Consider the following 22,917-nt stretch of genomic DNA (forward strand, 5'->3'; position numbering starts at 1 on the left):
CAGGGGGCTCGTACGAGCGGATTGCGTGGCGCATGGCCGCGCTTGCGGGCGCGCCGGGCATCGGCCATGAAAGACACCTGCAGGAAGCGTGGCTTTGCCGTCGATGCGCGTGATGCCATGCGACGGCAGCCCCCGGTGGAGTTGCCCAGATGAATGCCGTCGATACCAAGCTCGCCGAACTCGGCATCACCCTGCCCACGCCGGCCGCGCCGATCGCGAACTACGTGCCGTCCGTGATCACCGGCAATCTGCTGGTGATCTCGGGCCAGCTCTGCTTCGGGCTCGACGGCAAGCTCTCCGACGCCCACAAGGGCAAGCTCGGCGTCGAGATCTTCAACGAGGCCGGGCTCGAAGCGGCGCGGTTGTGCGCGATCAACGTCCTGGCGCAGGCCAAGGCCGCGCTGAACGGCGATCTCAGCCGGATCACGCGCTGCGTGCGCCTGGGCGGCTTCATCAATGCCGCGCCGCATTTCGCCGCGCTCCCGGCGATCATGAACGGCGCATCGGACCTCATGGTGGACGTTCTCGGGGACAAGGGCCGCCACGCCCGCTCGACCATCGGCGTCGCGCAGCTCCCGGCCGATGCCGCCGTCGAGGTCGAAGCGATGTTCGAGATCGCCTGATGCGCGACCGCCCCCTGCACGACCACGCCCATTCCGGCCTCGACTGGCTGATCGCCCGGCCGATCGCGCATCGCGGCCTGCATGATGTCGCCTCGGGCGTGATCGAGAACAGCATCCCGGCGGCAGAGGCCGCCATCGCCGGGCGATTCGGGATCGAATGCGACGTCCAGCTCAGCGCCGATGGCGAGGCGATGGTGTTCCATGATTTCGTGCTCGACCGGCTGACCGGGCAGTCCGGCGCCGTCTCGTCCGTCAAGGCCGAAGCCCTCGCCGCGATCGCCCTGAAGGGCAGCCAGGCGCGGATTCCGACTCTCTCGGCCTTCCTCGACCTGATCGCCGGACGTGTGCCTGTCGTGATCGAGATCAAGAGCCGCTTCGACGGTGACCTGGCCCTCACCCGCCGCGCCGCCGAGATCGTCGCCGGCCGCAGCGGCCAGCCGATCGTGTTCAAGTCGTTCGATCCGGACATCGTCACGGCGCTGCGCGATCTCGCTCCCGCGGTCCCGCGCGGCATCGTCGCGATGAACGATTATTCCTATCCCGACTATGCCCATCTCGATGCTGGCAAGCGCCACGCGATGGCGAACCTGCTGCATTTCGGCGAGAGCCGGCCCGATTTCGTATCGTGGAAGGTCGTCGATCTGCAGAGCGCCGCGCCCTATCTCTGCCGCACCGCGCTCGGCCTGCCGCTGATGAGCTGGACGGTGCGCACGCCAGCCGACCGCGAGATGGCGGCGCGCCATGCCGACCAGATCGTGTTCGAGGGCTTCACGCCTTGAGCAGTGGCGAGGACGGCGGCCTGCGGGTTCGCGTCGCGACCTCGCTCAAGACCGTGCCGGCCGATGCCTGGAACGCCTGCGCCCATCCGCCCGCCATCGCGAGCGTGCCGGCCGGGCACGACCGCGCCAATCCGTTCGTCAGCCATGAATTCCTGCGCGCGCTGGAGGAGAGCGGCTGCGTCGGCGGGCGCTCGGGCTGGTCGCCGGCCTATCTGCTGGTCGAGGATGGCGAGGACAGGCTGCTCGCCGCCGCACCGAGCTTCCTGAAGAGCCACAGCCAGGGCGAATACGTCTTCGACCACAGCTGGGCCGACGCCTATCAGCGGGCGGGCGGGCGCTATTACCCCAAGATCCAGGTCGCGGCGCCCTTCACCCCGGCGACGGGGCCGCGCCTTCTGGTCGCCGATGGGCCTCGGGCGGACGAGGCGCGGGCCGGGCTGATCGCGGGGCTGGACGCCCTTCGCGACCAGACCGAAGCGTCTTCAATCCATGTCACCTTTGCGCAGGAGCCCGACATCGCGAGCCTGCGCGAGGCGGGCTATCTCGAACGCCACGACCTGCAGTTCCATTGGCAGAACGAGGGCTTCGCCACCTATGACGACTTCCTGGCGACGCTGGCCTCGCGCAAGCGCAAGGCGCTGAAGCGCGAACGCCGCGAGGCGCTGTCGGCCGGGATCACGGTCGAGGTTCTCTCCGGTGACGGCCTGACCGAAGCGGTCTGGGATGATTTCCATTCCTTCTATGAGGATACCGGCGCGCGCAAATGGGGCCGGCCCTATCTCAACCGCGCCTTCTTCTCGGCCGTGGGCGCGGCAATGGGCGAGCGCATCGTGCTGGTGATGGCCAGGCGCGAGGAGCGCTATATCGCCGGAGCGATCAATTTCCGCGGCGCCAACACGCTCTATGGCCGCAACTGGGGCTGCGTCGAGGACCACCCCTTCCTGCATTTCGAGCTCTGCTACCATCAGGCCATCGATTACGCGATCGCCCATGGGCTCGCCCGCGTCGAGGCCGGCGCGCAGGGCGAGCACAAGCTCGCGCGCGGCTACAGACCCGTGCTCACCCGCTCGCTGCATCACCTGGCCGATCCGGGCCTGGCGCGCGCGGTGGCGCATTATCTCACAAGCGAGCGGCAGCAGATCGCCCAGGCGCAAGAGGCGCTCGCGGCCGAGAGCCCGTTCCGCAAGGCCGGCGACTCGCATGAGTGAGGACCGCAGCACGGCGGCGGCCCGGCCGCTCGCCTTCTGCAGCGACGATGAGCTGGGCTATCGGCGCAGCCGCACCGTTTTCGCGGACGGCGCCGCGCTCAGGCTCGACGAGCCTTACCGGCTCGCGCATCTCCCACTGGTCGCGCCTGACCATCCCGGCGCGATCGCGCGGCAGGACGGCCGCTTCTACGAGATGGGCCGACATCCGCGCGTGTTCTCGCTGGTGCTGCCGGTCGATGGCGCGGGGTTGGCTCAGTCCGAAGCCTTCCTCCAGCTCGACGGCGCGATGCGGCGCGCGCCCTTCGCGGACAAGATCGCTTGGGACATCCTGCCGCGACGGGCCGACCGGCTGCATGCGACGCTGTGCGGCACGCTGTCGACCGCAGACGCGCCGGCCATCGGCGCGGCCATAGTCCAGGCGATCGCGGAGATCGGGCCGTTTGAAGTCGAGCTGCGCGGGCTTTTCTCGGGCAACGTCAATCTCGGCCGGCTCTATCTGCGGGTCTATCCCGAAAAGCGGGACGGATCGAACCCGATCCATGCGATTCAGGCGGCGTTCGGCCGCCCGGCGGGCGACCTCTATCTGGTCGGGCTCTACAATTTAACCGATGATCTCGCTGCGCGCGAGACCGCGGCGCTGTCGGATCTGATCGGGCGCTGGTGGGACGTGCCGCTGCTGCGCTGGACGGTGCGGGACCTTCAGATTCTGGGCGCCTGCGACGACCTCGTGCTCGATGCGGAGATCGCGGCCGTTCTGCCGCTGCATGGCGGCGCTCCGGGTCCGGCCCACAAGGGCGGCCTTGACGGAACCGGCCCGCTCGCGACAGGCTGAAGCCGCCCCCACCCTCACCTGCCCTGGATTGCGCATGACCGCCTATGACCCCGCCAATGTCTTCGCCAGGATCCTGCGCGGCGAGCTGCCGTCCCAGACCGTCTATGAAGACGCGCAGACGCTGGCGATCATGGACATCATGCCGCGTGCCGACGGGCATGTGCTGGTGATCCCGAAGGCGGCCTGCCGCAATGTTCTGGATGCTCCCGCTGACGCCCTGCAGGCCGTGGCGCTGACGACGCAAAAGCTCGCCCGCGCGGTCACCGCAGCCTTCGATGCCGATGGCGTGACGATCCAACAGTTCAACGAGGCGGCGGGCGGACAGGTGGTCTTTCACCTCCACGTCCATGTCATGCCGCGCCATGACGGGCTGAGCTTGCGGCCCCACACCGGTGCGATGGAGAAGCCGGAGGTTCTGGCGGCGAATGCCGAAAAGATCAGGACCGCTCTGCAGGCGCTCTGAACGGGCGGCTCACGCCAGCAGCCAGTAGGCGCCGCCGATCAGCGTCGCCTCCCCCGCCAGCACCGCCAGCAGGACCCGCCGCCGGTCGAACAGCATGATCGCGAGCGTGACCACGAGCGCCCCGACGCGCAGCGCCAGCGGCACGGCGGCGAGCGCGCCGGGCGGCGACACGATCAGCTTGGCGACGATTCCCGCCAGCAGCGCGGTCGCCACCGCCCGCACCCATTCGAGCGCAGGCGAATCCGGGTCGATCCGGCGCGAAAACGCCACCGCGAGCCAGCGCCAGATCTCGGTCGGCAGCACTGCGAAGAGAACCAGCGCCAGATAGGGCCAGAGCGGACCGTCGAGCCAGGCGATCGGCTGGGTGATCACGGGCGTCATGGCGCAGCCTTCTTCGGCCGCAGCGCAAACGCGATCGTCCCGGCGATCAGCCCGGCGACGATCAGGTCGAAGCCGCCGCCGATGAAGCGGTCGCAGATCGGCGCCAGCACAAGGCCGAGCATGATCGCGGCCGCATCACCGCGATGGCGCAGGCCCGCCGTGAGCGATGCGAGGAAGAAGATCGGCGTCAGGCAGAGCAAGCCGGCGGCGAAGGGGATCGGCAGCGCGCCGATCAGGTAATAGCCGAGGAAGGTGCCGATCGAGCTCGTCGCCATGCAGGTGTTGGCGAACCCCAGGAAATAGGCGACCCGCTGCGGCGGCGGCACATGCGGCAGCCGCCGCAGCCCTTCCGTCCAGGCGGTCACGGCGACGTAATGCGCAAGCAACAGCTGCATCCAGACGCTCTGGCCCGGGCGGCGCAGCAGCGGCAGGATCGCCACCGTCATCGGCAGGAAGCGCAGCGAGGCGAAACCGACGGCAATCGCGATCGCGCTCCAGGCTGCGCCGGCCGCGATCGAGGCGAAGAAGATCACCTGGGAGGGGCCGGCCCAGACCAGCATGGTCGACAGCACGGCAACCTCGACGGGATAGCCGACGTCGCGCGCCAGCGAGCCGACGCCGATCAGGCCGAAGCCGACGACCCAGGCCGGCAGCGACAGCGCGTCGCGCATCCCGGCCAGCGCCACGCGCCAGGAACTCCACTCGACGGACACGCTCATGATGGGATCAGCACGCGGGCGGCTCGGCTTCCGGGGGGATCAGCCGGCCCCGTTCAGGGCGAGCCATCGCCCTCTCCTAACGCGTCCGCGGCGCAAGACCGAGCCCCGGTGACGAGCCTACGGGATTGCGTCGGTCGCAATGGCTGCGGAACGGTCGATCGCGTCTCAGCGCGCGCCCTTGAAGACGATGCCGATCAACTCGTTGCCGAAGTCGATCAGCTCCTTGGGGATGCCGCCGATCGCCTTCACACCGAGATAGATCAGGTAGATGAAGGCGGGCACCAAGATCCAGCCGAGCACCTCCTCGAAGACCTTGCGCCGACGCCGGCGCCGGTCGCGCTTCTCGAACCAGCTCAGTTTCTGCTTTCGCGCCGGAGCAGCCTGCTCCGGCGCAGGCTCGGCCCCATGCGCGAGCAGGGTATCGGTCTTGCGCCTGAACAACACGGTCTCAAGCCTTCGTCAGCGGGACCTTGGGGACGGACCGGACCGGACGCTGCGCCTTGGGCGCCTCGGGCCCCTTGCCGCCACCATCACCCTTGCCGCCGCCATCGCCCTTGCCGGGCTTGCCACCCGCCGCGGCAGGGCCGCGGCGCGGGGCGTCGGTGGCCGGCTTGCCCGCGGCAGAGGCCTTGGCGCGGGGCTTGCGCTCGCGCTTTTCGCCGGCGGCCGCGACATCCTTCTCGGGCTTGGGCTTGACCGGCCCGTCGGGGAATTCGAGGCCGAGCACCTTGATGCCGGTTTCCGACTGCACGACCACGACCTTGACCGCGCCGCCATTCTTGAGGCGCCCAAACAACACCTCGTCGGCCAACGGCGTCTTGATCGTCGATTGGATCAGGCGGGCCATCGGTCGCGCGCCCATCGCCTCGTCATAGCCATGCTCGACCAGCCATTCGCGCGCCTCGTCTGAGAGCTCGATCGTGACGTTGCGGTCGGCGAGCTGCGCCTCGAGCTGGAGCACGAATTTATCGACGACGCGGGCAACGACCGTCTTCGGCAGATGGCCGAAGGAGATCACCGAATCGAGCCGGTTGCGGAATTCCGGCGCGAACAGCTTGTTGATCGCCTCGGTGTCGTCCCCCTCGCGCTTCTGACGGGTGAAGCCATAGGCGTTGCGGGCCATGTCGGCGGCGCCGGCATTGGTCGTCATGATCAGGATGACATTCCTGAAATCGACCTGCTTGCCGTTGTTGTCGGTCAGCTTGCCGTGGTCCATGACCTGCAGGAGGATGTTGAACAGGTCGGGATGGGCCTTCTCGATCTCGTCGAGCAGCAGCACGCAATGCGGATGCTGGTCGATCTGGTCGGTCAGGAGGCCGCCCTGGTCGAAGCCGACATAGCCCGGAGGCGCGCCGATCAGCCGCGAGACGGTGTGGCGCTCCATATATTCCGACATGTCGAAGCGCACGAGCTCGACGCCCAGCGACACCGACAGCTGGCGCGCGACCTCGGTCTTGCCGACACCGGTGGGGCCGGCGAAGAGATAGCAGCCGATCGGCTTCTCGCCGTCGCGCAGGCCGGCGCGGGCGAGCTTGATCGAGGAGGACAGGGCCTCGATCGCCTTCTCCTGGCCGTAGACCGTGCGCTTCAGCGTCGTCTCGAGATTGCGCAGGACCTCGGCATCGTCCTTCGAGACGGTCTTGGCCGGGATGCGCGCCATGGTCGCGATCGCCGCCTCGATCTCCTTCACGCCGATCGTCTTCTTGCGCTTGCTCTCGACCACCAGCATCTGCGAGGCGCCGGTCTCGTCGATGACGTCGATCGCCTTGTCGGGCAGCTTGCGGTCATGGATGTAGCGCGCCGACAACTCCACCGCCGCCTTGATGGCGTCGTTGGTGTAGCGCAGCTTGTGGAACTCCTCGAAATAGGGCTTCAGCCCCTTCAGGATCTCGATCGTATCGGGGATCGAAGGCTCGTTGACGTCGATCTTCTGGAAGCGGCGCACCAACGCCCGGTCCTTCTCGAAATACTGGCGGTATTCCTTGTAGGTGGTCGAACCGATGCAGCGCAGGCCGCCGGAGGCAAGCGCGGGCTTGAGCAGGTTGGAGGCGTCCATGGCGCCGCCCGAGGTCGCACCGGCGCCGATTACCGTGTGGATCTCGTCGATGAACATGATCGCCTTGGGGTGGGCCTCGATCTCCTTCATCACCTGCTTGAGGCGTTCCTCGAAATCGCCGCGGTAGCGCGTGCCGGCCAGCAGCGTGCCCATGTCGAGCGAGAAGACGGTCGCGTCCTCCAGCACCTCGGGCACCTCGCCGCGGATGATCTTGAGGGCGAGGCCCTCGGCGATCGCGGTCTTGCCGACGCCGGGGTCGCCGACCAGCAGTGGGTTGTTCTTCTGCCTGCGGCAGAGGATCTGGATGGTGCGCTGGACCTCGGCCTCGCGGCCGATCAGCGGGTCGATCCGGCCATCGCGCGCCTTGCGGTTGAGATTGACGCAATAGGCGTCGAGCGCGCTTTCCTTCTTCTTCTTGTCCTTGTCGGCGTCGTTGCCGGGGTCGGCCGCGCGCGAATCGCGCTGCTGCTCGGGCTCCTCCTCGGCGCCGCGGATCGGGCGCGGCTCGCTGGCGCCCGGGCGCTTGGCGATGCCGTGGCTGATATAGTTGACCGCGTCATAGCGCGTCATGTCCTGCTCCTGCAGGAAGTACGCGGCGTGGCTCTCGCGCTCGGCGAACATGGCGACGAGCACATTGGCGCCGGTCACCTCTTCGCGACCCGACGACTGGACATGGATGACCGCGCGCTGGATCACGCGCTGGAAACCTGCCGTCGGCTTGGAATCGTCACGCCCGTCGGTGACCAGATTGGCCAGTTCGGCGTCGATGTAGTCGACGAGGTTGCGCCGCAGCGTGTCGAGATCGACGCTGCAGGCGCGCATCACCGCCGCCGCGTCCTGATCGTCGACCAGGGCGAGCAGCAGATGCTCCAGGGTGGCATATTCGTGGTGGCGCTCATTGGCGAGCGCCAGAGCCCGGTGAAGCGCCTGTTCGAGACTGCGCGAGAAACTCGGCACGGATTGCGCTCCTATTCCGATGTCAAAAGGGTGAGCGAACTCAAAACGCTACTTCTTCTCCATCACGCATTGGAGCGGATGCATGTGCTTGCGCGCAAGGTCCATCACGAGGGTCACCTTGGTTTCGGCGACCTCATAGGTGAAGACGCCGCACTCGCCGACGCCGTTCTGATGCACATGCATCATGATCTGCGTCGCGGCGGCGCGGTCTTTCTGGAAAAAGCGTTCGAGGACGTGAACGACGAACTCCATCGGGGTGTAGTCGTCGTTGAGGAGCAGGACGCGGTAGAGATTGGGCTTGCGGGTCCGGGTCCGGGTGAGGACGGCGGTTCCGGTGCCGTCGCGCCCGCCATCGCTGGGCGGGGCGGCCCGGCGCGGGCGGTCGGCCATCGCATGCGGGCGAGCGAAGGCGGAGGGCGCCGACCTGGCGTCGGTCGCCCCTTTGGCCTCACTCGTCTGCATCGTGGTGGCTGCCGTCGCTCTCAAGATCGATCCCTGGTGTCCAGACCGAGATAGTGCTTCGCGAGCGAATTTACAGACCTTGTGGTCGCTTCGCCAGCCCGTTCGGTACGATAACGCAACTCGCCGCCGTCGCAGGGGCGCGGACCCCGAAGGAGCGTCGAAAAGCGAGCACAGCGATGCCCAAACGTCAGCCGTCCGGTCGGCGGGGCGCCCCGAAGCGGCGGCTTGACCCGCCGCCCCTCCCGGACCTAAGCCCGGCGCCTCACCTCCACGGAGATGCCTCCCATGACCGCCAATGCCATCGTCTCCGTCGGCGCGGACCTCGCCTCCCCGGTCCGCTTCGGCAACGGGCTGCCGCTCGCGGTGATCGCGGGCCCCTGCCAGATGGAGAGCCGCGACCACGCGCTCGAAATGGCCTTCGCCCTGAAGGAGATCGCCGAGTCGCTCGGCATCGGCCTCGTGTTCAAGACCTCGTTCGACAAGGCCAACCGCACCAGCGTCAAGAGCGAGCGCGGCATGGGGCTGAAGGCGGCGCTGCCGGTCTTCGCCGAAATCCGGGAGCAGACAGGTCTGCCCGTCCTGACCGACGTGCATGAGGCGAGCCAGTGCGCGGCGGTGGCCGCATGCGTCGATGTGCTGCAGATCCCGGCCTATCTCTGCCGCCAGACCGATCTGCTGGTGGCGGCGGCGCGCACCGGGCGCGTCGTCAACGTCAAGAAGGGGCAGTTCCTGGCGCCCTGGGACATGGTCAATGTCGCCGCCAAGATCACCGAGAGCGGCAACCCCAATGTGATGGTGACCGAGCGCGGCGCCTCCTTCGGCTACAACACCCTGGTCTCCGACATGCGGGCGCTGCCGATCATGGCGCAGACGATCGGCGCGCCCGTGATCTTCGACGCCACCCACTCCGTGCAGCAGCCGGGCGGCAAGGGCTCATCGAGCGGCGGCGAGCGTGAATTCGTCGCCGTGCTGGCGCGGGCGGCGGTCGCCGTCGGGGTCGCGGGCGTGTTCATCGAGACGCATGAGGACCCCGACAACGCCCCTTGCGACGGCCCCAACATGGTGCCGCTCTCCGCCTTCCCTGCGCTGATTGCAGAGCTGCAAAGCTTTGATCGCCTTGCCAAAGCCAAGGCCAAGCCTACGCTGGCTTATGTCTGATACGCCGTCACCGGCGCCGGCCCCCGCGCCGGCTCCCACTTCGCTCACCCCGCTCATCCTCGTCCTCGGCGCCTGCGGCTTCGCTTCGACCTTCACGATGCGGATCATCGACCCGCTGATCCCGACGCTGGCCGGCGAATTCAGCCGCAGCGTGCCGCAGATCGTGATGATGGTGACGGGGTTTTCGCTCGCCTATGCGCTCGGCCAACCCTTTCTCGGCCCGATCGCCGACGCGATCGGCAAGATCCGCACGATCCTGATCTGCCTGCTGGCGCTGGCGCTGTTTTCCACCCTGGCTGCCCTGTCGCAGTCCTACGAGATCATGGCCGTGGTGCGCGGCGTCACCGGAATCGCCTCGGGCGGCATCATCCCGATCGCGATGGCGGCGATCGGCGACCGGGCGCCGATGCAGGAGCGGCAGATCGCGCTCGGCCGCTTCCTGGTGCTGATGATCATCGGCCAGATGTCGGGCTCGGCCTGCTCCGGCCTGATCGCGACGCAGGCCGGGTGGCGCGCGGCGTTCATCGCGGCCGCGCTGGTCGCGACGCTTGCCGCCATTCTGGTGGCGATCGTGCTGAAACCGCGCCGCAACGTGACACGGAAGACCCTCAGCATCGCCGGGGCGCTGGCCAACTACCGGACCGTCTTCGCCAACCCCCGCACCAAACTGCTCTACGGCCTCGTCATCGTCGAGGGCATCCTGCTGTTCGGCATCCCGGCCTATGTCGCCGCCATCCTGTTCGAGCGTTCGGGCGTGGGCCCCGCACAGGCGGGGCTCGCCATTGCGGGCATGGGGTTCGGCTGCCTCGTCTACGGGCTTCTGACGCGGATCCTGATGGAGCGGCTGGGGCCGACCCTGATGACGCGCACCGGCGGCCTGATCTGCGCGCTGGGACTGGCCCTGTTCGCCTTCGACTGGCCATGGTGGAGCGCGATCCCGCTATTTGCCCTGCAGGGCTTCGGCTTCTTCCTGCTGCACGGCACCTTCCAGGCGCAAGCCACCGAACTGGCGCCCACGGCGCGGGGCTCGGCGATGGCACTGTTTGCCTGCTGCTTTTTCCTTGGCCAGGCCACGGGACCGCTGGTCATGGGGTTTGCCATGCACCTGCTCGGCAACAGCGCCGCGATCCTGCTGTTTGCCGTCGCGATCGCGGTGTTCGGCTACGCCACGCCGCGGATCATGCCGATCGCGGGCAGCCGAACCTGAGGCGCCCCAGACGCATTTTCCGGAAAAGACCGAGGTTTCGACGGTTACCGGAACGGAATCTCAATATCTCTACGTCAATCCTGCGCTGTCGTGAGTAAACGCGCCCAAAATCCGCGCGCGTCACGGTGTGCATGGCTTTTGCGTCAAGAGAGATACAGCGATGAGCCCGTCCGCAATGGATCTGTTTGTTCGGCCTGCCCGCCGTTTCAGGCGCCATGAGTCCGGCGCCACCCTCACCCTGTTTGCCATTGCAGGCGTTGCGCTGGTTTGCATGGCCGGCGTCGTGATCGACTATGGCCGACTGACCAAGGAACACACCTCGCTTCAGGCAGCGACCGACGCCGCCGCGCTGGCCGCGGCGCGTCTGCCCAGCAAGGACGCGACCGCGATGCAGGCGGCGGCGAACAAGTTCTTCGTCGCCAACACCGCCAACCTGAACGGCAGCAACATCCAGATCACCAAATTCGGCTTCGAGGAATCGACCGGCACCGTCTCGGTGGAGGCCAGCGGGGCGCTCGATACGTCGCTGATGTCGATCGCCGGCGTGAAGACGATGGGCTACAGCTCGCGCTCGGCTGCGGTGAAGGAAGTGACCGGCACGGTCGAGATGGCGCTCGTGCTCGACAACACCTGGTCTATGTCGGAAAGCGCCGGCGGCGGTGGTTCCAAGATCACGGTGCTCAAATCCGCGGCCAAGAACCTGATCAACACCATCCTCACGCAGGGTGGCACGAATGTGAAAATCGGGATCGTTCCCTTCGCCGATTACGTCAATGTCGGCGTCGGCAACCGCAGCCAGCCTTGGATGTCGGTTCCCGCCGACTATTCGGTCCCCAAAACGACGCCGGCCGTGCCCTATACCTGCAAAACCGTCTCGACGAAGCAGGTCTGCACGAAGGGCGCCCCCAAGACCTGCACTTCGACCACCGACGGCGTCGTCACGAGCTATGACTGCACGCCGCAGACCTGCGTCCAGCAGCCGGTGACGCCCTACCAGTCCTGCAGCGGCGGGACGCCTGAGAAGACGACTTATACCAACTACAAGTGGTATGGCTGCGTGCGTTCACGGAAGACCGGAGAACTGCGCCTGAACGACAGCGAGCCGACGACGCCATACCTGGGATTTCCCGAGACCAGCCAGCGCTGCCTTAACCCAATCGTACCGCTGACATCAGACAAGACCGTGCTGACCAGCGCTATCGATAACCTGATCATCAACATCGGCGGCTACAAGCCCTCGACCTACATTCCTGCCGGTCTGCTCTGGGGCGTCAACGTGCTGTCGCCGACGGCGCCCTTCGCCGAAGGCAAGACCTATGATCCCGCCAACAAAATGCCGCGCAAGGCGCTGGTGCTCATGACGGACGGCGCGAACACCATGTATTTCAGGGCCTCGGACGGGACCCATCAGAACGCGACAAACGCCGGGCACGTCACGACCACCAACAACGACACATCGAAGCTATGCGACTATGCAAAATCCAAGAAAATCGAGGTGTTCACCGTCGCCTTCGCGGTGACAGACGTCGCGGCCAAGACCATGCTGCAGGGCTGCGCCAGCGGTTCGGCCAATTACTACGACGCGACGGACTCGGCTGCGCTCTCCGCCGCCTTCCAGTCGATCGGCCAGTCGCTGACCAGCCTGCGCCTGTCGCAGTGAGGCTTGGCGCCCGGCCGTCCGGCCGGGGCCGTCAGCGCCCGCGATAGGGCGCGACGCCCTGGTCGGGCAGCCAGAGGCCCTTGGGCGGCTCGCCCGTCTGCCAGAAGACGTCGATCGGGATGCCGCCGCGCGGATACCAGTAGCCGCCGATGCGAAACCATTCCGGCGCGAGCAACTCGACCAGCGTCTTGCCGATGCCGACGGTGCAGTCCTCATGGAAGGCGCCGTGGTTGCGGAAAGCGGCGAGATAAAGCTTCAGCGACTTCGACTCCACCAGCCATGCGCCGGGCAGATAGTCGATCACCAGGATGCCGAAATCCGGCTGGCCGGTGACCGGGCAGATCGAGGTGAATTCCGGGCAGGTGAATCGCGCCAGATAGGACGTGCCCTGGTGCGGATTGGGCACGCGGTCGAGGCGCGCCTCTGCGGGCGAGGTGGGCAACCCGGTCTGCTGACCGAGCTGCAGGGTCGAGGCGTCGAGCGACATCGCAGGCTCCTGAGGTTTGGCGCCTTCTAGAGCATCGGACGAAACCGGGGAAACGGCTTTTCGCGAGCTGCGATGACGCAGGCCCAGCCGCCACGGCCCGGCAGCCTCCCGAACGGAACCGGGGCCGGGCGCCAGATGGCTTCCCCGGACGGCATCGCGAGTGGATTTGACCCGACTCACATCGCAAGGATAAGCCGGATGGAGCCGCCGTCGGCTGGCACCGAGGGCCGGCGACATCTCCCCCTACCCTGAAAGAGCAGCGTCCTTCACACGATGACCGTCGCGGGCATCCTGTTCCTGTCGGGGATCCTGATCGGGCTGTTCGGCAGCTCTTTCGGGCTCATCGCGGCAAGCCTCGTCACGACACTGGTGATGATCGTGCTTTTGGCGATGCGCGGCGAACTCGGCCTGTTCAGCATCCTGATCGGGCTGGGTTATCTCTTCGCGCTGCAGAGCGGCTTCCTCGTCGGGGGCTATGTCCGCACGCAAGAGCGCTCCTGATCACCAGAACCAGATCGGCCTTCCTGCCACCAGGCAGAGCCCGACCCAATACGTGACGGTCGCGGCGATCGAAGCCAGCACAAGCGCCAGCGGGGGCCGGCGGCCGTTGGACATGATCTGGAACATTGTCGTCTCCCGATGAAACAGCCCTCGCGGCCGCACCGGCAGAACCGCAAGACGCACGCCTCGTCGGGCCGTCCCGATTCCGGGACGGAGTCGGGCACACGCCGTTGCGCCCCGGCATCGCGCACGGCACCCGGGAAGGACGCGACCATCGCCTGCCCCCGCGATTGAGGCTTCCCGCGCGCAAGCCCCTTGGCTAGAAGCGCGGCTGACACCCTCCCCTGTGCCCGCCACGGAGCCCTTCCATGACCGCGATCATCGACATCATCGGCCGCCAGATCCTCGATTCCCGCGGCAACCCGACGGTCGAGGTCGATGTCGTGCTGGAGGACGGCTCGATGGGCCGCGCCGCCGTTCCGTCGGGCGCCTCCACCGGCAAGCACGAGGCGGTCGAGCTACGCGATGGCGACAAGAGCCGCTATCTCGGCAAGGGCGTGCTGAAGGCTGTCGAGGCCGTCAATGTCGCGATCGCCGAGCAGCTGGTCGCCATGGACGCCGAGGACCAGGTCGCGATCGACGAGGCGATGATCGCGCTCGACGGCACGCCCAACAAGAGCAAGCTCGGCGCCAACGCGATCCTCGGCGTTTCGCTCGCCGTCGCCAAGGCCGCGGCCGAAGCGGCGGGCCTGCCCCTCTACCGCTATGTCGGCGGGACCTCGGCCCGCGTCCTGCCCGTGCCGATGATGAACATCGTCAATGGCGGCGCCCATGCCGACAACCCGATCGACTTCCAGGAATTCATGATCATGCCGATCGGCGCGCCCTCCTTCTCAGAGGGGCTGCGGATGGGCTCGGAGATCTTCCACACGCTGAAGAAGAAGCTGCACGACGCCGGCCACAACACCAATGTCGGCGACGAGGGCGGCTTCGCCCCCAACATCAAGTCGGCGGAAGCCGCGCTCGACTTCGTCATGTCCGCGATCGAGGCCGCCGGCTACAAGCCGGGCGAGGACATCGCGCTGGCGCTCGACTGCGCCGCGACCGAGTTCTTCAAGGACGGTTCCTACGTTTACGAGGGCGAACGCAAAACGCGCGATCCCAAGGCGCAGGCGAAGTACCTCGCCAAGCTCGTCGGCAGCTACCCGATCGTCTCGATCGAGGACGGCATGTCCGAGGACGACTGGGAGGGCTGGAAGGCGCTGACCGACCTCGTCGGCTCGAAGTGCCAGCTCGTCGGCGACGACCTCTTCGTCACCAATGTCACGCGCCTGTCGCGCGGCATCAAGGAGAAGACGGCCAACTCGATCCTGGTCAAGGTCAACCAGATCGGCTCGCTGACCGAGACGCTCGCGGCCGTCGAGATGGCGCAGCGCGCCGGCTACACTGCCGTGATGTCCCACCGCTCGGGCGAGACCGAGGATTCGACCATCGCCGACCTCTCGGTCGCGACGAATTGCGGGCAGATCAAGACCGGCTCGCTCGCCCGCTCGGACCGGACCGCGAAGTACAACCAGCTCCTGCGCATCGAAGAGGAGCTCGGCGCCCAGGCGGTCTATGCCGGCCGCAGCGCGCTGAAGGCCCTGGCCTGAGCCGTCACAGGCGCGGCAGCAGGCTGGAGGCGCGCGACAGCGTCCAGATGCCCGCCGCGCCGACGATACCGACCGCCCCGGACATCGCGTCGCCGACGCGGGCGACCGGGGTGGGCACGGTTACGCCGAGCAGCCGCAGCGGTGGCTGGGACCGCGCGTCGCCTTCGACCGCAGCCGCCTGAACGGCCGGAGCGATCGGGAGCGGCGCAGCCTCAACCGTCACAACGGCGCGCTCGATGACGGGCCGGCGGGGCGGCGCCGGCACGGAAGCCTGTGCCTGCATGGCGCGGCCCGCTGTTTCGCCGGGGACCGACCGGTCCGGCTTCAGCGCCACGATCGCGGCTGTCGGCCGCTCCCAGTCCAGCGTCATCGGCATCACGATGGCCGCCGGGCTGATCAGGCCCTGCAAATGGGTTGCCCGCAGGGGCGCCTCTGCGCTGCCGGCATCCTGATGGCGCACACGGATCTTGCCGTCGGGCGCGACGGGCAAGACCCAGCGCTCGGTGGCCTCCTGCGTCTTGCCGCCATCCTGCCCGCCGGTGAAGAACGGCAGGGTCAGACCGGCCGGCAGAGCCAGAAACGCTGCCGCCATGGCAGAGGCAGCGAGCGAGACAGCCGCCTGGCTACCGACGCCGCGCAGAAATCCGGTCGCGGCCTTGAAAACGGAACCCGTCATATCGGAAGATCCTCCTCGAACGGCGTCCGTTAGAACCTCGCGGCCCGGCGCCAGAACGGCTGAACCAAGGTGCCTTTGCGACGCATTGTTTCGCAGTGCTTCCGGCGCCATCCGCGGCTGCCGATGTTGCGACTGCGAACGGCGCGCGCGGGCGCCATGCAGCGGCAGCGCTAACGGCGCGCCTGCAATCGGGCGATACCGGACGGATGGATCCGATCACGCCGCCGCCCGACACGACCCAGCTTCGCGACCGGCGGCTCTGGCGGCTGGCTTTTGGCGGCATGGTGGTCGCCATGCTGATCTTCGGGGCGAACTTCGTGGTCAGCCGCCATGCGGTTCTGAACGGGCTGACCTCGCATGACCTGCTCGCCATGCGCTTCGGCATCGCCGGGCTTCTGCTCCTGCCCGGCTTCCTGGCGGGCGGCGCCGCGACCTGCAACGGCATCGGCTGGGGGCGCGGCATCCTGCTCGCCATCATGAGCGGCTTCCCGATGAGCTTCCTGCTCCTGACGGGCGTGACCTATGCGCCCGCCGCCCATGGCGCGACGATCGGGCCCGGGCTGGTTACGGTGATCTCGATCATCGGCAGCGTCGTGCTGTTCCGCGCGATCATCACGCGCCAGCTCGTCATCGGCATCGTGGCGGTGCTGCTAGGGCTGGTCGCGCTCGGCATCGCCGGCACGACGCACACCAACCCGTCGATCCTGTTCGGGGACCTCTGCTTCGTTGGCGTCGGGCTGATCTGGGGGATGTATCCGCTGCTGGTCCAGCTCTGGCGGCTCGACGCGCTGAAGGCCACCAGCGTCGTCGCCGTGCTGTCCATGGTCTATCTGCCGTTCTACGCGTTGTTCTTCTTCCGCGGCTTCGATGTCGCGCCCTGGTGGGTCATCGTTCTGCACGGCATCAACCAGGGCGTGCTCAACGTCATCCTCGGCCTGTGGCTGTGGAGCGTCGCGGCGCGGCGGCTGGGCCCGGCAGTCGCCGGGCGCTTCCCTCCGACGATTCCGGTGATCGGCACCCTGCTGGCCATTCCCGTGCTGGGCGAGATCCCGAGCGGGCTGCAGGTGGCCGGGATCGGCCTGATCATCGGCGGGCTGTTCATCGCTTCCTGGCGGCGCTCAGCGCGCAGCCCGGCTTAGGCGCATCAACCCGAGATTCCAGGCGACGCAGATCGCCAGCGCCAAGCCCAGCGACCAAGCCGACCCCAGCGGAACCGCGGTCAGGTGAACCGACGCCAGCGCCAGCCCGAACCCGATCAGGGCAAGCGCACCATTGGCGATGACGGCCGCGGTCGCAGGGCCGCCGATCCGGGGCTGGAGCATCGCCATCATGCTGGTGAGGACGATGGGAAGCGCGGCGAGCGAGCCCGACCAGGTCGGCCCGACATGGGCGCTGAGCGTCGTCACCGTGCCCGCCAGCGTCGCCACGAAGGCCGCGCGCATCGGGATCAGGAACCATGGCCGCGTCGGCGGGGTTTTCGGCCTGGCCGCCAGATAGGGGCGAAACAGGGCATGAAGCCCGCCATAGAAGACGATCGTGGCGGCGACCATGACGGCGAAGGACGGCTCGAGCCAGCGCAGCAGGACAAGCGTCGCGCCCCAGGCCGTGAGCGCCGCCGCGACGCAGAGCAGCGTGCCGAAGCGCTGCGCCAGCAGCACATAGGCCAGGCTCAAGCCCGCATTGGCGAGGTTGGAGGCCATGCCGCCGAGCGCACCCTGCGCGATGAAGGCCCGATCGTGCTCCAGCGCCAGAAAGACGAAGACCGGCCCCGCCGAGATCGGCAGCGTCGCGATCATCGCGGCGATCATCGGCCCGCTGCGCTCGGCCAGCAGCGAGCAGCCGACGACGACCGCAGCCGCCGTCGCCATCTTGAAGGCCAGCATCAGGAGCCAGGGATCGATCATGCGCGCAGATCGGTCACGGCACGGCGGCGGGTTCGCCCCTCGCCCAGCCTTCCTTGGTCTGCGCGACGAAATCCTCCAGCCGCCCCTCAGCGATGGCGGCGCGCAGCCCGGCCATCAGCTCCTGATAATAGGCCAGGTTGATCCAGGTCAGCAGCATCTTGCCGAGCATCTCCTCGCACCTGACGAGGTGGTGGAGATAGGCGCGCGACCAGCCATTGGCGGCGGGGCAGGAGGAGCCCTCGTCGACGGGGCGCGGATCATCGGCGTGCTTGGCGTTCTTCAGGTTCATCCGGCCGAAGCGGGTGAAGATCTGGCCGTGGCGGCCGGCCCGCGTCGGCATCACGCAGTCGAACATGTCGATGCCGCGGCAGACGGCCTGGACGATGTCGTCGGGCGTGCCGACGCCCATCAGATAGCGCGGCTTCTCGACCGGCAGATGCGGCTCGACCGTCTCGATCATCGCCAGCATGATCTCCTGCGGTTCGCCGACCGCCAGACCGCCGACCGCATAGCCCTTGAGGTCCATCGCCGCGAGCTCGCGCGCGCTCTCGACGCGCAGATGCGGCACCGCCCCGCCCTGCACGATGCCGAAAAGCGCGCGGCCGGGATGGTGGCCGAAAGCATCCTTGCAGCGCTGCGCCCAGCGCAACGACAGGCGCATCGCCTTCTCGGCGACGGCGTCCTCGCAGGGCAGCGAGACGCATTCGTCGAGCTGCATCACGATGTCGGAGCCGAGCAGGTTCTGAATCTCGACCGAGCGCTCCGGCGAGAGCATGTGCTTCGAGCCGTCGATATGGGAGCGGAAGGCGACGCCCTCCTCGGTCAGCTTACGCAGATTGGCGAGCGACATCACCTGGAAGCCGCCGGAATCGGTCAGGATCGGGTGCGGCCAGTTCATGAAGCGGTGCAGGCCGCCGAGCCCGGCGATGCGCTCGGCGCCCGGGCGCAGCATCAGGTGATAGGTGTTGCCGAGCACGACATCGGCGCCGAGCGCCCGCACCTGGTCGGGATACATGCCCTTGACCGTCGCGGCCGTGCCCACCGGCATGAAGGCCGGCGTGCGGATGACGCCGCGCGGCATGCGGACCTCGCCCGTCCGGGCGGCGCCGTCGCGGGCGTGGAGATGGAAGGTGAAGTCGGTCGCAGGAGCGGGAGCGTCCGACGGCATGGGATGCTGTTCGTTCATGCGCTGCGAGGTAGAGGAGCGCGGGCGATTAGGGAAGTGCGACCCGCGCTGGAGCAACATCAGGCCTTCGCCAGCGCCGCCGCATAGATCTCCGGCTTGAAGCCGATGATCGTGCGGTCGCCGAGGTCGAGAACCGGGCGCTTGATCATCGATGGCTGGGCCAGCATCAGCGCGATCGCCCTGTCGGCGTCGAGACCCTGCCTGTCGGCCTCCGGCAAAGCGCGGAAGGTCGTGCCGGCCCGGTTCAGCACCGTCTCCCAGCCATGCTCGCCGACCCAGCGCGCGAGCGCGGCGCGGTCTATGCCGCTCGCCTTGTAGTCGTGGAAGGCATGCGCGACGCCCTGCCCGTCGAGCCAGGTGCGCGCCTTCTTCATCGTGTCGCAATTCTTGATGCCGTAGATGGTGATCATGCCAGCCCCGATGGGTGAGGATTCGTCGGCCAGACGGCCCCGCGCCTTTGCCCGGCCCAGGCTCCCGGAATCGAGGAGATTTTGCATGGCGACGCTCGATCTCGCGGATAGCACGGATCCCCAAGCGCGTGGAACCGGCCTGCCGCATCGGCGCTGGAAGGCTCATCCGCGCCCCGGCATCGACTTCCCCGACATCAACACCGTGGCGGAGGACGCGGCGGTCATCCAGCGCGCCGTGGCCGCGCTGGTCAGTGCGCTCCGCGATGACGTCACCATCGTCGCCGCCATCGATCTGGGGGGCGCGGCGCTTGCGGGGGCGGTCGCCAGCGCCCGCGGCCTCGGCTTCATACACATCAGGAAGGTGGGCTCGCTGCGGACCGACATCGTCCGCACCGTCGTCGCCAGCCACGATATCGGGCATGGGCTGGCCCTCACGAAAGGCCTGAAGATTTCCGGCCGGCGCATCGCCCTCATCGACGATTGCCTGCTCAGCGGCGCGACGGTGCTCGCCGCGGCGGGATTGCTGCGCGACCTCGGGGCGCATTGCGACCAGGCGCTGTTCGCCTTCGAGATCGAAGGGCTCGGTGGCCGGGCCTTGCTGGCTCGGGCCGGCATCGCGACCCATGCGGTGGCGACCGTGCCACCGCAGGAGCCTGTCATAGGCTGAACGGGATCAGGGCCGCTTGGGAATCTCGAGCCCGCGCTGGACGGCCGGCCGCGCCAGGCCGCGCTCGAGCCAGGCCGGCACGGCCTTCAGGCTCGCGTAATCGACCAGTTCGCCCGCGCCGTAGAAGCCGACGAGATTGCGGACCCAGCCGAGCAGCGCGATATCGGCGATGGTGTAGTCGGCGCCCATGATCCAGTCGCGACCCGTGAGCCGCGCTTCCAGCACGCCGAGCAGACGCTTGCTCTCGGCGGCATAGCGGTCGCGCGGGCGCTTGTCCTCGTAGTCCTTGCCGGCGAATTTGTGGAAGAAGCCGAGTTGGCCGAACATCGGGCCGACGGCGGCCATCTGGAACATCACCCACTGGATCGTCTCGTAGCGGGCGGCGGGGTCGGCCGGGAGCAGTTTGCCGGTCTTCTCGGCGAGATAGATCAGGATCGCGCCCGATTCCCATAAGCCGAAGGGCTTTCCGCCCGGCCCGTCGGGGTCGATGATCGCCGGGATCTTGCCGTTGGGGTTGAGGGAGAGGAATTCCGGGCCCCAGGTCTCGTTCTGACCGATATTGATGGTGTGCGGCTCGTAGGGAAGGCCGAGTTCCTCCAGCGCGATCGAGACCTTCACGCCGTTAGGCGTCGGCAGCGAATAGAGCTGGATGCGGTCGGGGTGCTGGGCCGGCCAGCGCTGCGTGATCTGGAAGGCGGAGAGGTCTGCCATGGCGGGCTCCGGGAGGGGGACGGCACCGCTGACGGGCGCCGGATCAACCGGGAGATAGTCGCGCCGCCCGGCCGCGCAATCGCGCCCGCGCCGCTCCAGGCGCATCGAGACCGCGCGCTCAGCGCGGGGCGGGCGCCGCAAGCGCCTCATGGCGCGGGCTCGCCCCCTCGCCCTGCTCCGCCCGGAAGGCGGCGATAGCCTCCGCCAGCAAGGCCTCGAGCGACGGTCCGGCATCGTCACAGACGATCGGGCGCAGTCGCGTCTCGACCAGCGAGAGATGGCTGCTCATCGCCTTGACCGCCCTGCCGCGCTCGCGGCCCGCCAGTGCCTTGAAGATCAGCCGGTGCTCCTCGCAGCCGCAGGCCGAGCCCAGCGTCGTCTCGTAGCGTTTCACCAGCATGATCGTCCGGCCGATCAGCTCATGAGCCTGGCGCTGGACGATCGGGTTGCCGACCATCTCGGCCAGCAGGAAATGGAACTCGGCCGAGAGCTTCAGCCAGGTCGGCTGGTCGCCGCGCCGCAGCGCCTCGCCCTCGGCGTCGACATGCTCGCGCAACCGCGCGAGCTGCGCCTCGCTGAGATGATCCGCGAGATGGGCAACCATGCCGCTTTCGAGGATACGGCGGGCCTCGTAGACGACCCTGCCCTCGCGCAGGTCCGGCTCGATGGTGAAGGCGCCGCGGTTCTTGACGATCTCCAGCAGCCGTTCATGGCCGAGCCGGTGCAGCACCTTGCGGACGCGCTCGCGGCTGACGCCGAAGATCTCAGCGAGACGATGCTCTCCGAGCTTGGTGCCACCCGGCAGCGAGCCCCCCAGCAGCAGGCGCGAGAGGATCGTGTGGATCGCCGCTTCGTTCATTCCCGCTCGTCTCGACAGCAGAGCCGGCTCGGCCGGAGGCGGCCGTCTCGGAGCCCTATCCTACCACTGGTGGGGACAATTTTTATGCACATTCAGGAAGCGATTGTGCACAAATTTGACGCCCGAGCCTCTTCGGGCAGCACAGGGGCCAATCGAGGAACAGATTCCGAGAAAGACTATAGGTATCTGTTATATATATATATTTTTGTCGCAACTTTTACTTGGGGTCCGTCCTGGCATGCGGGTTGCTGACAACGGTTCCCGTCCGCGCCGTTGGAGAGCGCGCCCAATGTTCGAAAGGTCCGACCATGGATAAGCCGTTCGCAGGCATGCCGAGCCGCCGCGCCCTCCTCAAGGGTGGCGCCGTCGCGACGGCGCTGGTCGCCGCTCCCTCGGTGTTGCGGGCCCAGACGAAGGAGCTCGTCATCGGCGGCGCCGCCGGGCACAAGCCCTGGGTCGAGCAGACCGTCGTGCCGATGTTCGAGAAGAAATATAACTGCAAGGTGCTGTTCGAAGGCACCCGGTCTCTCGTCAATCTCGAGAAGATGCAGAAGAACAAGGACAAGCCCTACATGTCGGTCGTCCAGATGGACGATCCGGTCATGATCCTGGCGGTCAAGGAGGGGCTGCTGGAGCCGCTCACCGTCGCCAAGGCGCCGAACATGGCCGATCTGCTGCCGGGCTCGACCCATATGGACGGCATGTGGGCCAATTACCTCCAGCCCTGGCTCGGCGTCGCCTACAGCAAGACTGCGATGAAGACCCCGCCCTCGTCCTGGGCCGAGATGTTCGAGCCGAAATACAAGGGCCGCATCGTTATTCCCTCGCTGCAAAACACGGAAGGCCTGCCCTCGCTCTTCGTCGCCGGCCTGCTCGCGGGCGGGACGATGGAGAGCGTCCAGAAGGACACCGATGCCGGCTTCAAGAAGCTCGCCTCGCTGAAGCCGAACCTGCTGACGATCTATACGCAGCAGCCGCAGGCCTTCAATCTGCTCGAGCAGGGCGAGGCCTGGATGATCGGGCCGGCGATGTCGTCCTATGCGCTGGAGCGCAAGGCGGCCGGCGCGCCGATTGATCTAGCCGCGCCGAAGGAAGGCGTCTTCGCCATGCCGTCGGGCATTGCGGTCGTGAAGGGCTCGCCGCAGCAGGAGCTCGCCTTCGCCTATGTCAACGAGCTCTTGGGCGCCGAGCTGCAGAACCGGCTGGCCGGGCCGACCTTCTCGATCGGCACCAACAAGGCGGTACCGAAGCCCGAGGGACTCGGGGCCGACGTGAAGATCCACCAGATCGACTGGGCCAATGTCGCGGCCCAGCGCGGCGACTGGATCAAGCGCTGGGATCGCGAGATGGCGATCTGAG

The 22,917-nt window shown here is 67.6% G+C and carries 26 protein-coding genes; 13 read left to right on the plus strand and 13 right to left on the minus strand.

What is annotated here, in order from left to right:
* Nucleotides 1–149 precede the first annotated feature (149 nt).
* Genes Q8S38_RS12290 through Q8S38_RS12310 form a run of 5 tightly spaced genes read left to right on the plus strand, consistent with a single transcriptional unit; the run spans nt 150 to nt 3,905 of the window.
* Entirely contained in the window at nt 150–623 is a 474-nt protein-coding gene (locus tag Q8S38_RS12290; RefSeq protein WP_305680708.1) for a RidA family protein, read from the plus strand.
* The gene (locus tag Q8S38_RS12295; RefSeq protein WP_305680709.1) at nt 623–1,402 is read left to right on the plus strand and encodes a glycerophosphodiester phosphodiesterase family protein; all 780 of its coding nucleotides are present in this window, start codon (nt 623–625) and stop codon (nt 1,400–1,402) included. The genes Q8S38_RS12290 and Q8S38_RS12295 overlap by 1 nt, the downstream gene beginning before the upstream one ends.
* A complete protein-coding gene (locus tag Q8S38_RS12300) occupies nt 1,399–2,610 on the plus strand; it encodes a GNAT family N-acetyltransferase (protein ID WP_371125876.1) in 1,212 nt (403 codons plus the stop codon). The genes Q8S38_RS12295 and Q8S38_RS12300 overlap by 4 nt, the downstream gene beginning before the upstream one ends.
* Nucleotides 2,603–3,442: a 2'-5' RNA ligase family protein gene (locus Q8S38_RS12305; protein WP_305680710.1), complete on the plus strand. Its 840-nt coding sequence runs from the start codon at nt 2,603–2,605 to the stop codon at nt 3,440–3,442. Before Q8S38_RS12300 ends, Q8S38_RS12305 begins: the two co-directional genes overlap by 8 nt.
* Before the next feature lie 34 nt (nt 3,443–3,476).
* Nucleotides 3,477–3,905 (plus strand): HIT family protein, encoded by a 429-nt coding sequence (locus Q8S38_RS12310; protein ID WP_305680711.1) that lies wholly within the window; start codon nt 3,477–3,479, stop codon nt 3,903–3,905.
* A 9-nt stretch (nt 3,906–3,914) separates the two neighbouring features.
* Here the strand turns inward: Q8S38_RS12310 and Q8S38_RS12315 are convergent, their stop codons facing one another.
* The 5 genes from Q8S38_RS12315 to clpS all read right to left on the minus strand — a co-directional run bounded on the left by Q8S38_RS12315 (nt 3,915) and on the right by clpS (nt 8,408).
* Nucleotides 3,915–4,286: an AzlD domain-containing protein gene (locus tag Q8S38_RS12315; RefSeq protein WP_305680712.1), complete on the minus strand. Its 372-nt coding sequence runs from the start codon at nt 4,284–4,286 to the stop codon at nt 3,915–3,917.
* On the minus strand, nt 4,283–5,005 hold the full coding sequence (locus tag Q8S38_RS12320; RefSeq protein ID WP_305680713.1) for an AzlC family ABC transporter permease: 723 nt from the start codon (nt 5,003–5,005) through the stop codon (nt 4,283–4,285). The genes Q8S38_RS12315 and Q8S38_RS12320 overlap by 4 nt, the downstream gene beginning before the upstream one ends.
* 165 nt (nt 5,006–5,170) lie before the next feature.
* A complete protein-coding gene (locus Q8S38_RS12325; RefSeq protein ID WP_305680714.1) occupies nt 5,171–5,446 on the minus strand; it encodes a hypothetical protein in 276 nt (91 codons plus the stop codon).
* 7 nt (nt 5,447–5,453) lie between these two features.
* The gene (gene clpA, locus Q8S38_RS12330) at nt 5,454–8,018 is read right to left on the minus strand and encodes an ATP-dependent Clp protease ATP-binding subunit ClpA (RefSeq protein ID WP_305680715.1); all 2,565 of its coding nucleotides are present in this window, start codon (nt 8,016–8,018) and stop codon (nt 5,454–5,456) included.
* A 48-nt stretch (nt 8,019–8,066) separates the two neighbouring features.
* Nucleotides 8,067–8,408: an ATP-dependent Clp protease adapter ClpS gene (clpS, locus tag Q8S38_RS12335; RefSeq protein WP_305680958.1), complete on the minus strand. Its 342-nt coding sequence runs from the start codon at nt 8,406–8,408 to the stop codon at nt 8,067–8,069.
* Nucleotides 8,409–8,765: 357 nt separating this feature from the next.
* Here clpS and kdsA point away from each other — a divergent pair, with 357 nt between their 5' ends.
* From kdsA to Q8S38_RS12350, 3 genes are all read left to right on the plus strand, one after another.
* Complete coding sequence (gene kdsA / locus Q8S38_RS12340; RefSeq protein ID WP_305680716.1) at nt 8,766–9,638, plus strand: 3-deoxy-8-phosphooctulonate synthase; 873 nt, start codon at nt 8,766–8,768, stop codon at nt 9,636–9,638.
* On the plus strand, nt 9,631–10,845 hold the full coding sequence (locus Q8S38_RS12345; protein ID WP_305680717.1) for an MFS transporter: 1,215 nt from the start codon (nt 9,631–9,633) through the stop codon (nt 10,843–10,845). The genes kdsA and Q8S38_RS12345 overlap by 8 nt, the downstream gene beginning before the upstream one ends.
* Nucleotides 10,846–11,020: 175 nt before the next feature.
* Nucleotides 11,021–12,505, plus strand: coding sequence for a pilus assembly protein TadG-related protein (locus Q8S38_RS12350; RefSeq protein WP_305680718.1), 1,485 nt, complete (start codon nt 11,021–11,023; stop codon nt 12,503–12,505).
* A 31-nt stretch (nt 12,506–12,536) separates the two neighbouring features.
* On the opposite strand, the gene queF is transcribed toward Q8S38_RS12350, so the two are convergent.
* Nucleotides 12,537–12,992: a preQ(1) synthase gene (gene queF / locus Q8S38_RS12355; protein WP_305680719.1), complete on the minus strand. Its 456-nt coding sequence runs from the start codon at nt 12,990–12,992 to the stop codon at nt 12,537–12,539.
* A 273-nt stretch (nt 12,993–13,265) separates the two neighbouring features.
* On the opposite strand from queF, the gene Q8S38_RS12360 reads away from it, so the two are divergent.
* Nucleotides 13,266–13,493, plus strand: a complete 228-nt coding sequence (locus tag Q8S38_RS12360; protein ID WP_305680720.1) for a hypothetical protein — start codon at nt 13,266–13,268, stop codon at nt 13,491–13,493.
* Here the strand turns inward: Q8S38_RS12360 and Q8S38_RS12365 are convergent, their stop codons facing one another.
* Nucleotides 13,494–13,619, minus strand: coding sequence for a hypothetical protein (locus Q8S38_RS12365; protein WP_305680721.1), 126 nt, complete (start codon nt 13,617–13,619; stop codon nt 13,494–13,496).
* Nucleotides 13,620–13,861: 242 nt separating this feature from the next.
* On the opposite strand from Q8S38_RS12365, the gene eno reads away from it, so the two are divergent.
* The gene (gene eno, locus Q8S38_RS12370; RefSeq protein ID WP_305680722.1) at nt 13,862–15,145 is read left to right on the plus strand and encodes a phosphopyruvate hydratase; all 1,284 of its coding nucleotides are present in this window, start codon (nt 13,862–13,864) and stop codon (nt 15,143–15,145) included.
* Between the two features lie 4 nt (nt 15,146–15,149).
* Here eno and Q8S38_RS12375 read toward each other — a convergent pair whose 3' ends face one another.
* Nucleotides 15,150–15,821, minus strand: coding sequence for a hypothetical protein (locus tag Q8S38_RS12375; protein ID WP_305680723.1), 672 nt, complete (start codon nt 15,819–15,821; stop codon nt 15,150–15,152).
* 206 nt (nt 15,822–16,027) lie between these two features.
* Between Q8S38_RS12375 and Q8S38_RS12380 the strand changes: the two genes are divergently transcribed.
* Nucleotides 16,028–16,960, plus strand: coding sequence for a DMT family transporter (locus Q8S38_RS12380; protein ID WP_305680724.1), 933 nt, complete (start codon nt 16,028–16,030; stop codon nt 16,958–16,960).
* Here Q8S38_RS12380 and Q8S38_RS12385 read toward each other — a convergent pair.
* The 3 genes from Q8S38_RS12385 to Q8S38_RS12395 form a co-directional block, all read right to left on the minus strand.
* Entirely contained in the window at nt 16,940–17,725 is a 786-nt protein-coding gene (locus Q8S38_RS12385) for a hypothetical protein (RefSeq protein WP_305680725.1), read from the minus strand. The genes Q8S38_RS12380 and Q8S38_RS12385 overlap by 21 nt on opposite strands.
* A gap of 13 nt (nt 17,726–17,738) precedes the next feature.
* Nucleotides 17,739–18,893: a tRNA guanosine(34) transglycosylase Tgt gene (tgt, locus tag Q8S38_RS12390; protein WP_305680726.1), complete on the minus strand. Its 1,155-nt coding sequence runs from the start codon at nt 18,891–18,893 to the stop codon at nt 17,739–17,741.
* A gap of 77 nt (nt 18,894–18,970) precedes the next feature.
* Complete coding sequence (locus Q8S38_RS12395; protein ID WP_305680727.1) at nt 18,971–19,321, minus strand: ArsC family reductase; 351 nt, start codon at nt 19,319–19,321, stop codon at nt 18,971–18,973.
* Between the two features lie 85 nt (nt 19,322–19,406).
* Between Q8S38_RS12395 and Q8S38_RS12400 the strand changes: the two genes are divergently transcribed.
* Nucleotides 19,407–19,988, plus strand: coding sequence for a type I phosphoribosyltransferase (locus Q8S38_RS12400; protein ID WP_305680728.1), 582 nt, complete (start codon nt 19,407–19,409; stop codon nt 19,986–19,988).
* Nucleotides 19,989–19,994: 6 nt separating this feature from the next.
* On the opposite strand, the gene Q8S38_RS12405 is transcribed toward Q8S38_RS12400, so the two are convergent.
* Entirely contained in the window at nt 19,995–20,699 is a 705-nt protein-coding gene (locus tag Q8S38_RS12405) for a glutathione S-transferase N-terminal domain-containing protein (protein ID WP_305680729.1), read from the minus strand.
* A gap of 118 nt (nt 20,700–20,817) precedes the next feature.
* Nucleotides 20,818–21,558, minus strand: coding sequence for a GntR family transcriptional regulator (locus Q8S38_RS12410; RefSeq protein WP_305680730.1), 741 nt, complete (start codon nt 21,556–21,558; stop codon nt 20,818–20,820).
* A 308-nt stretch (nt 21,559–21,866) separates the two neighbouring features.
* Between Q8S38_RS12410 and Q8S38_RS12415 the strand changes: the two genes are divergently transcribed.
* Nucleotides 21,867–22,916, plus strand: a complete 1,050-nt coding sequence (locus Q8S38_RS12415; protein ID WP_305680731.1) for an ABC transporter substrate-binding protein — start codon at nt 21,867–21,869, stop codon at nt 22,914–22,916.
* The last annotated feature ends 1 nt before the right edge of the window (nt 22,917 follow it).

The sequence above is a fragment of the Allobosea sp. genome (assembly GCF_030695125.1).
Taxonomy (GTDB): Bacteria; Pseudomonadota; Alphaproteobacteria; order Rhizobiales; family Beijerinckiaceae; genus Allobosea.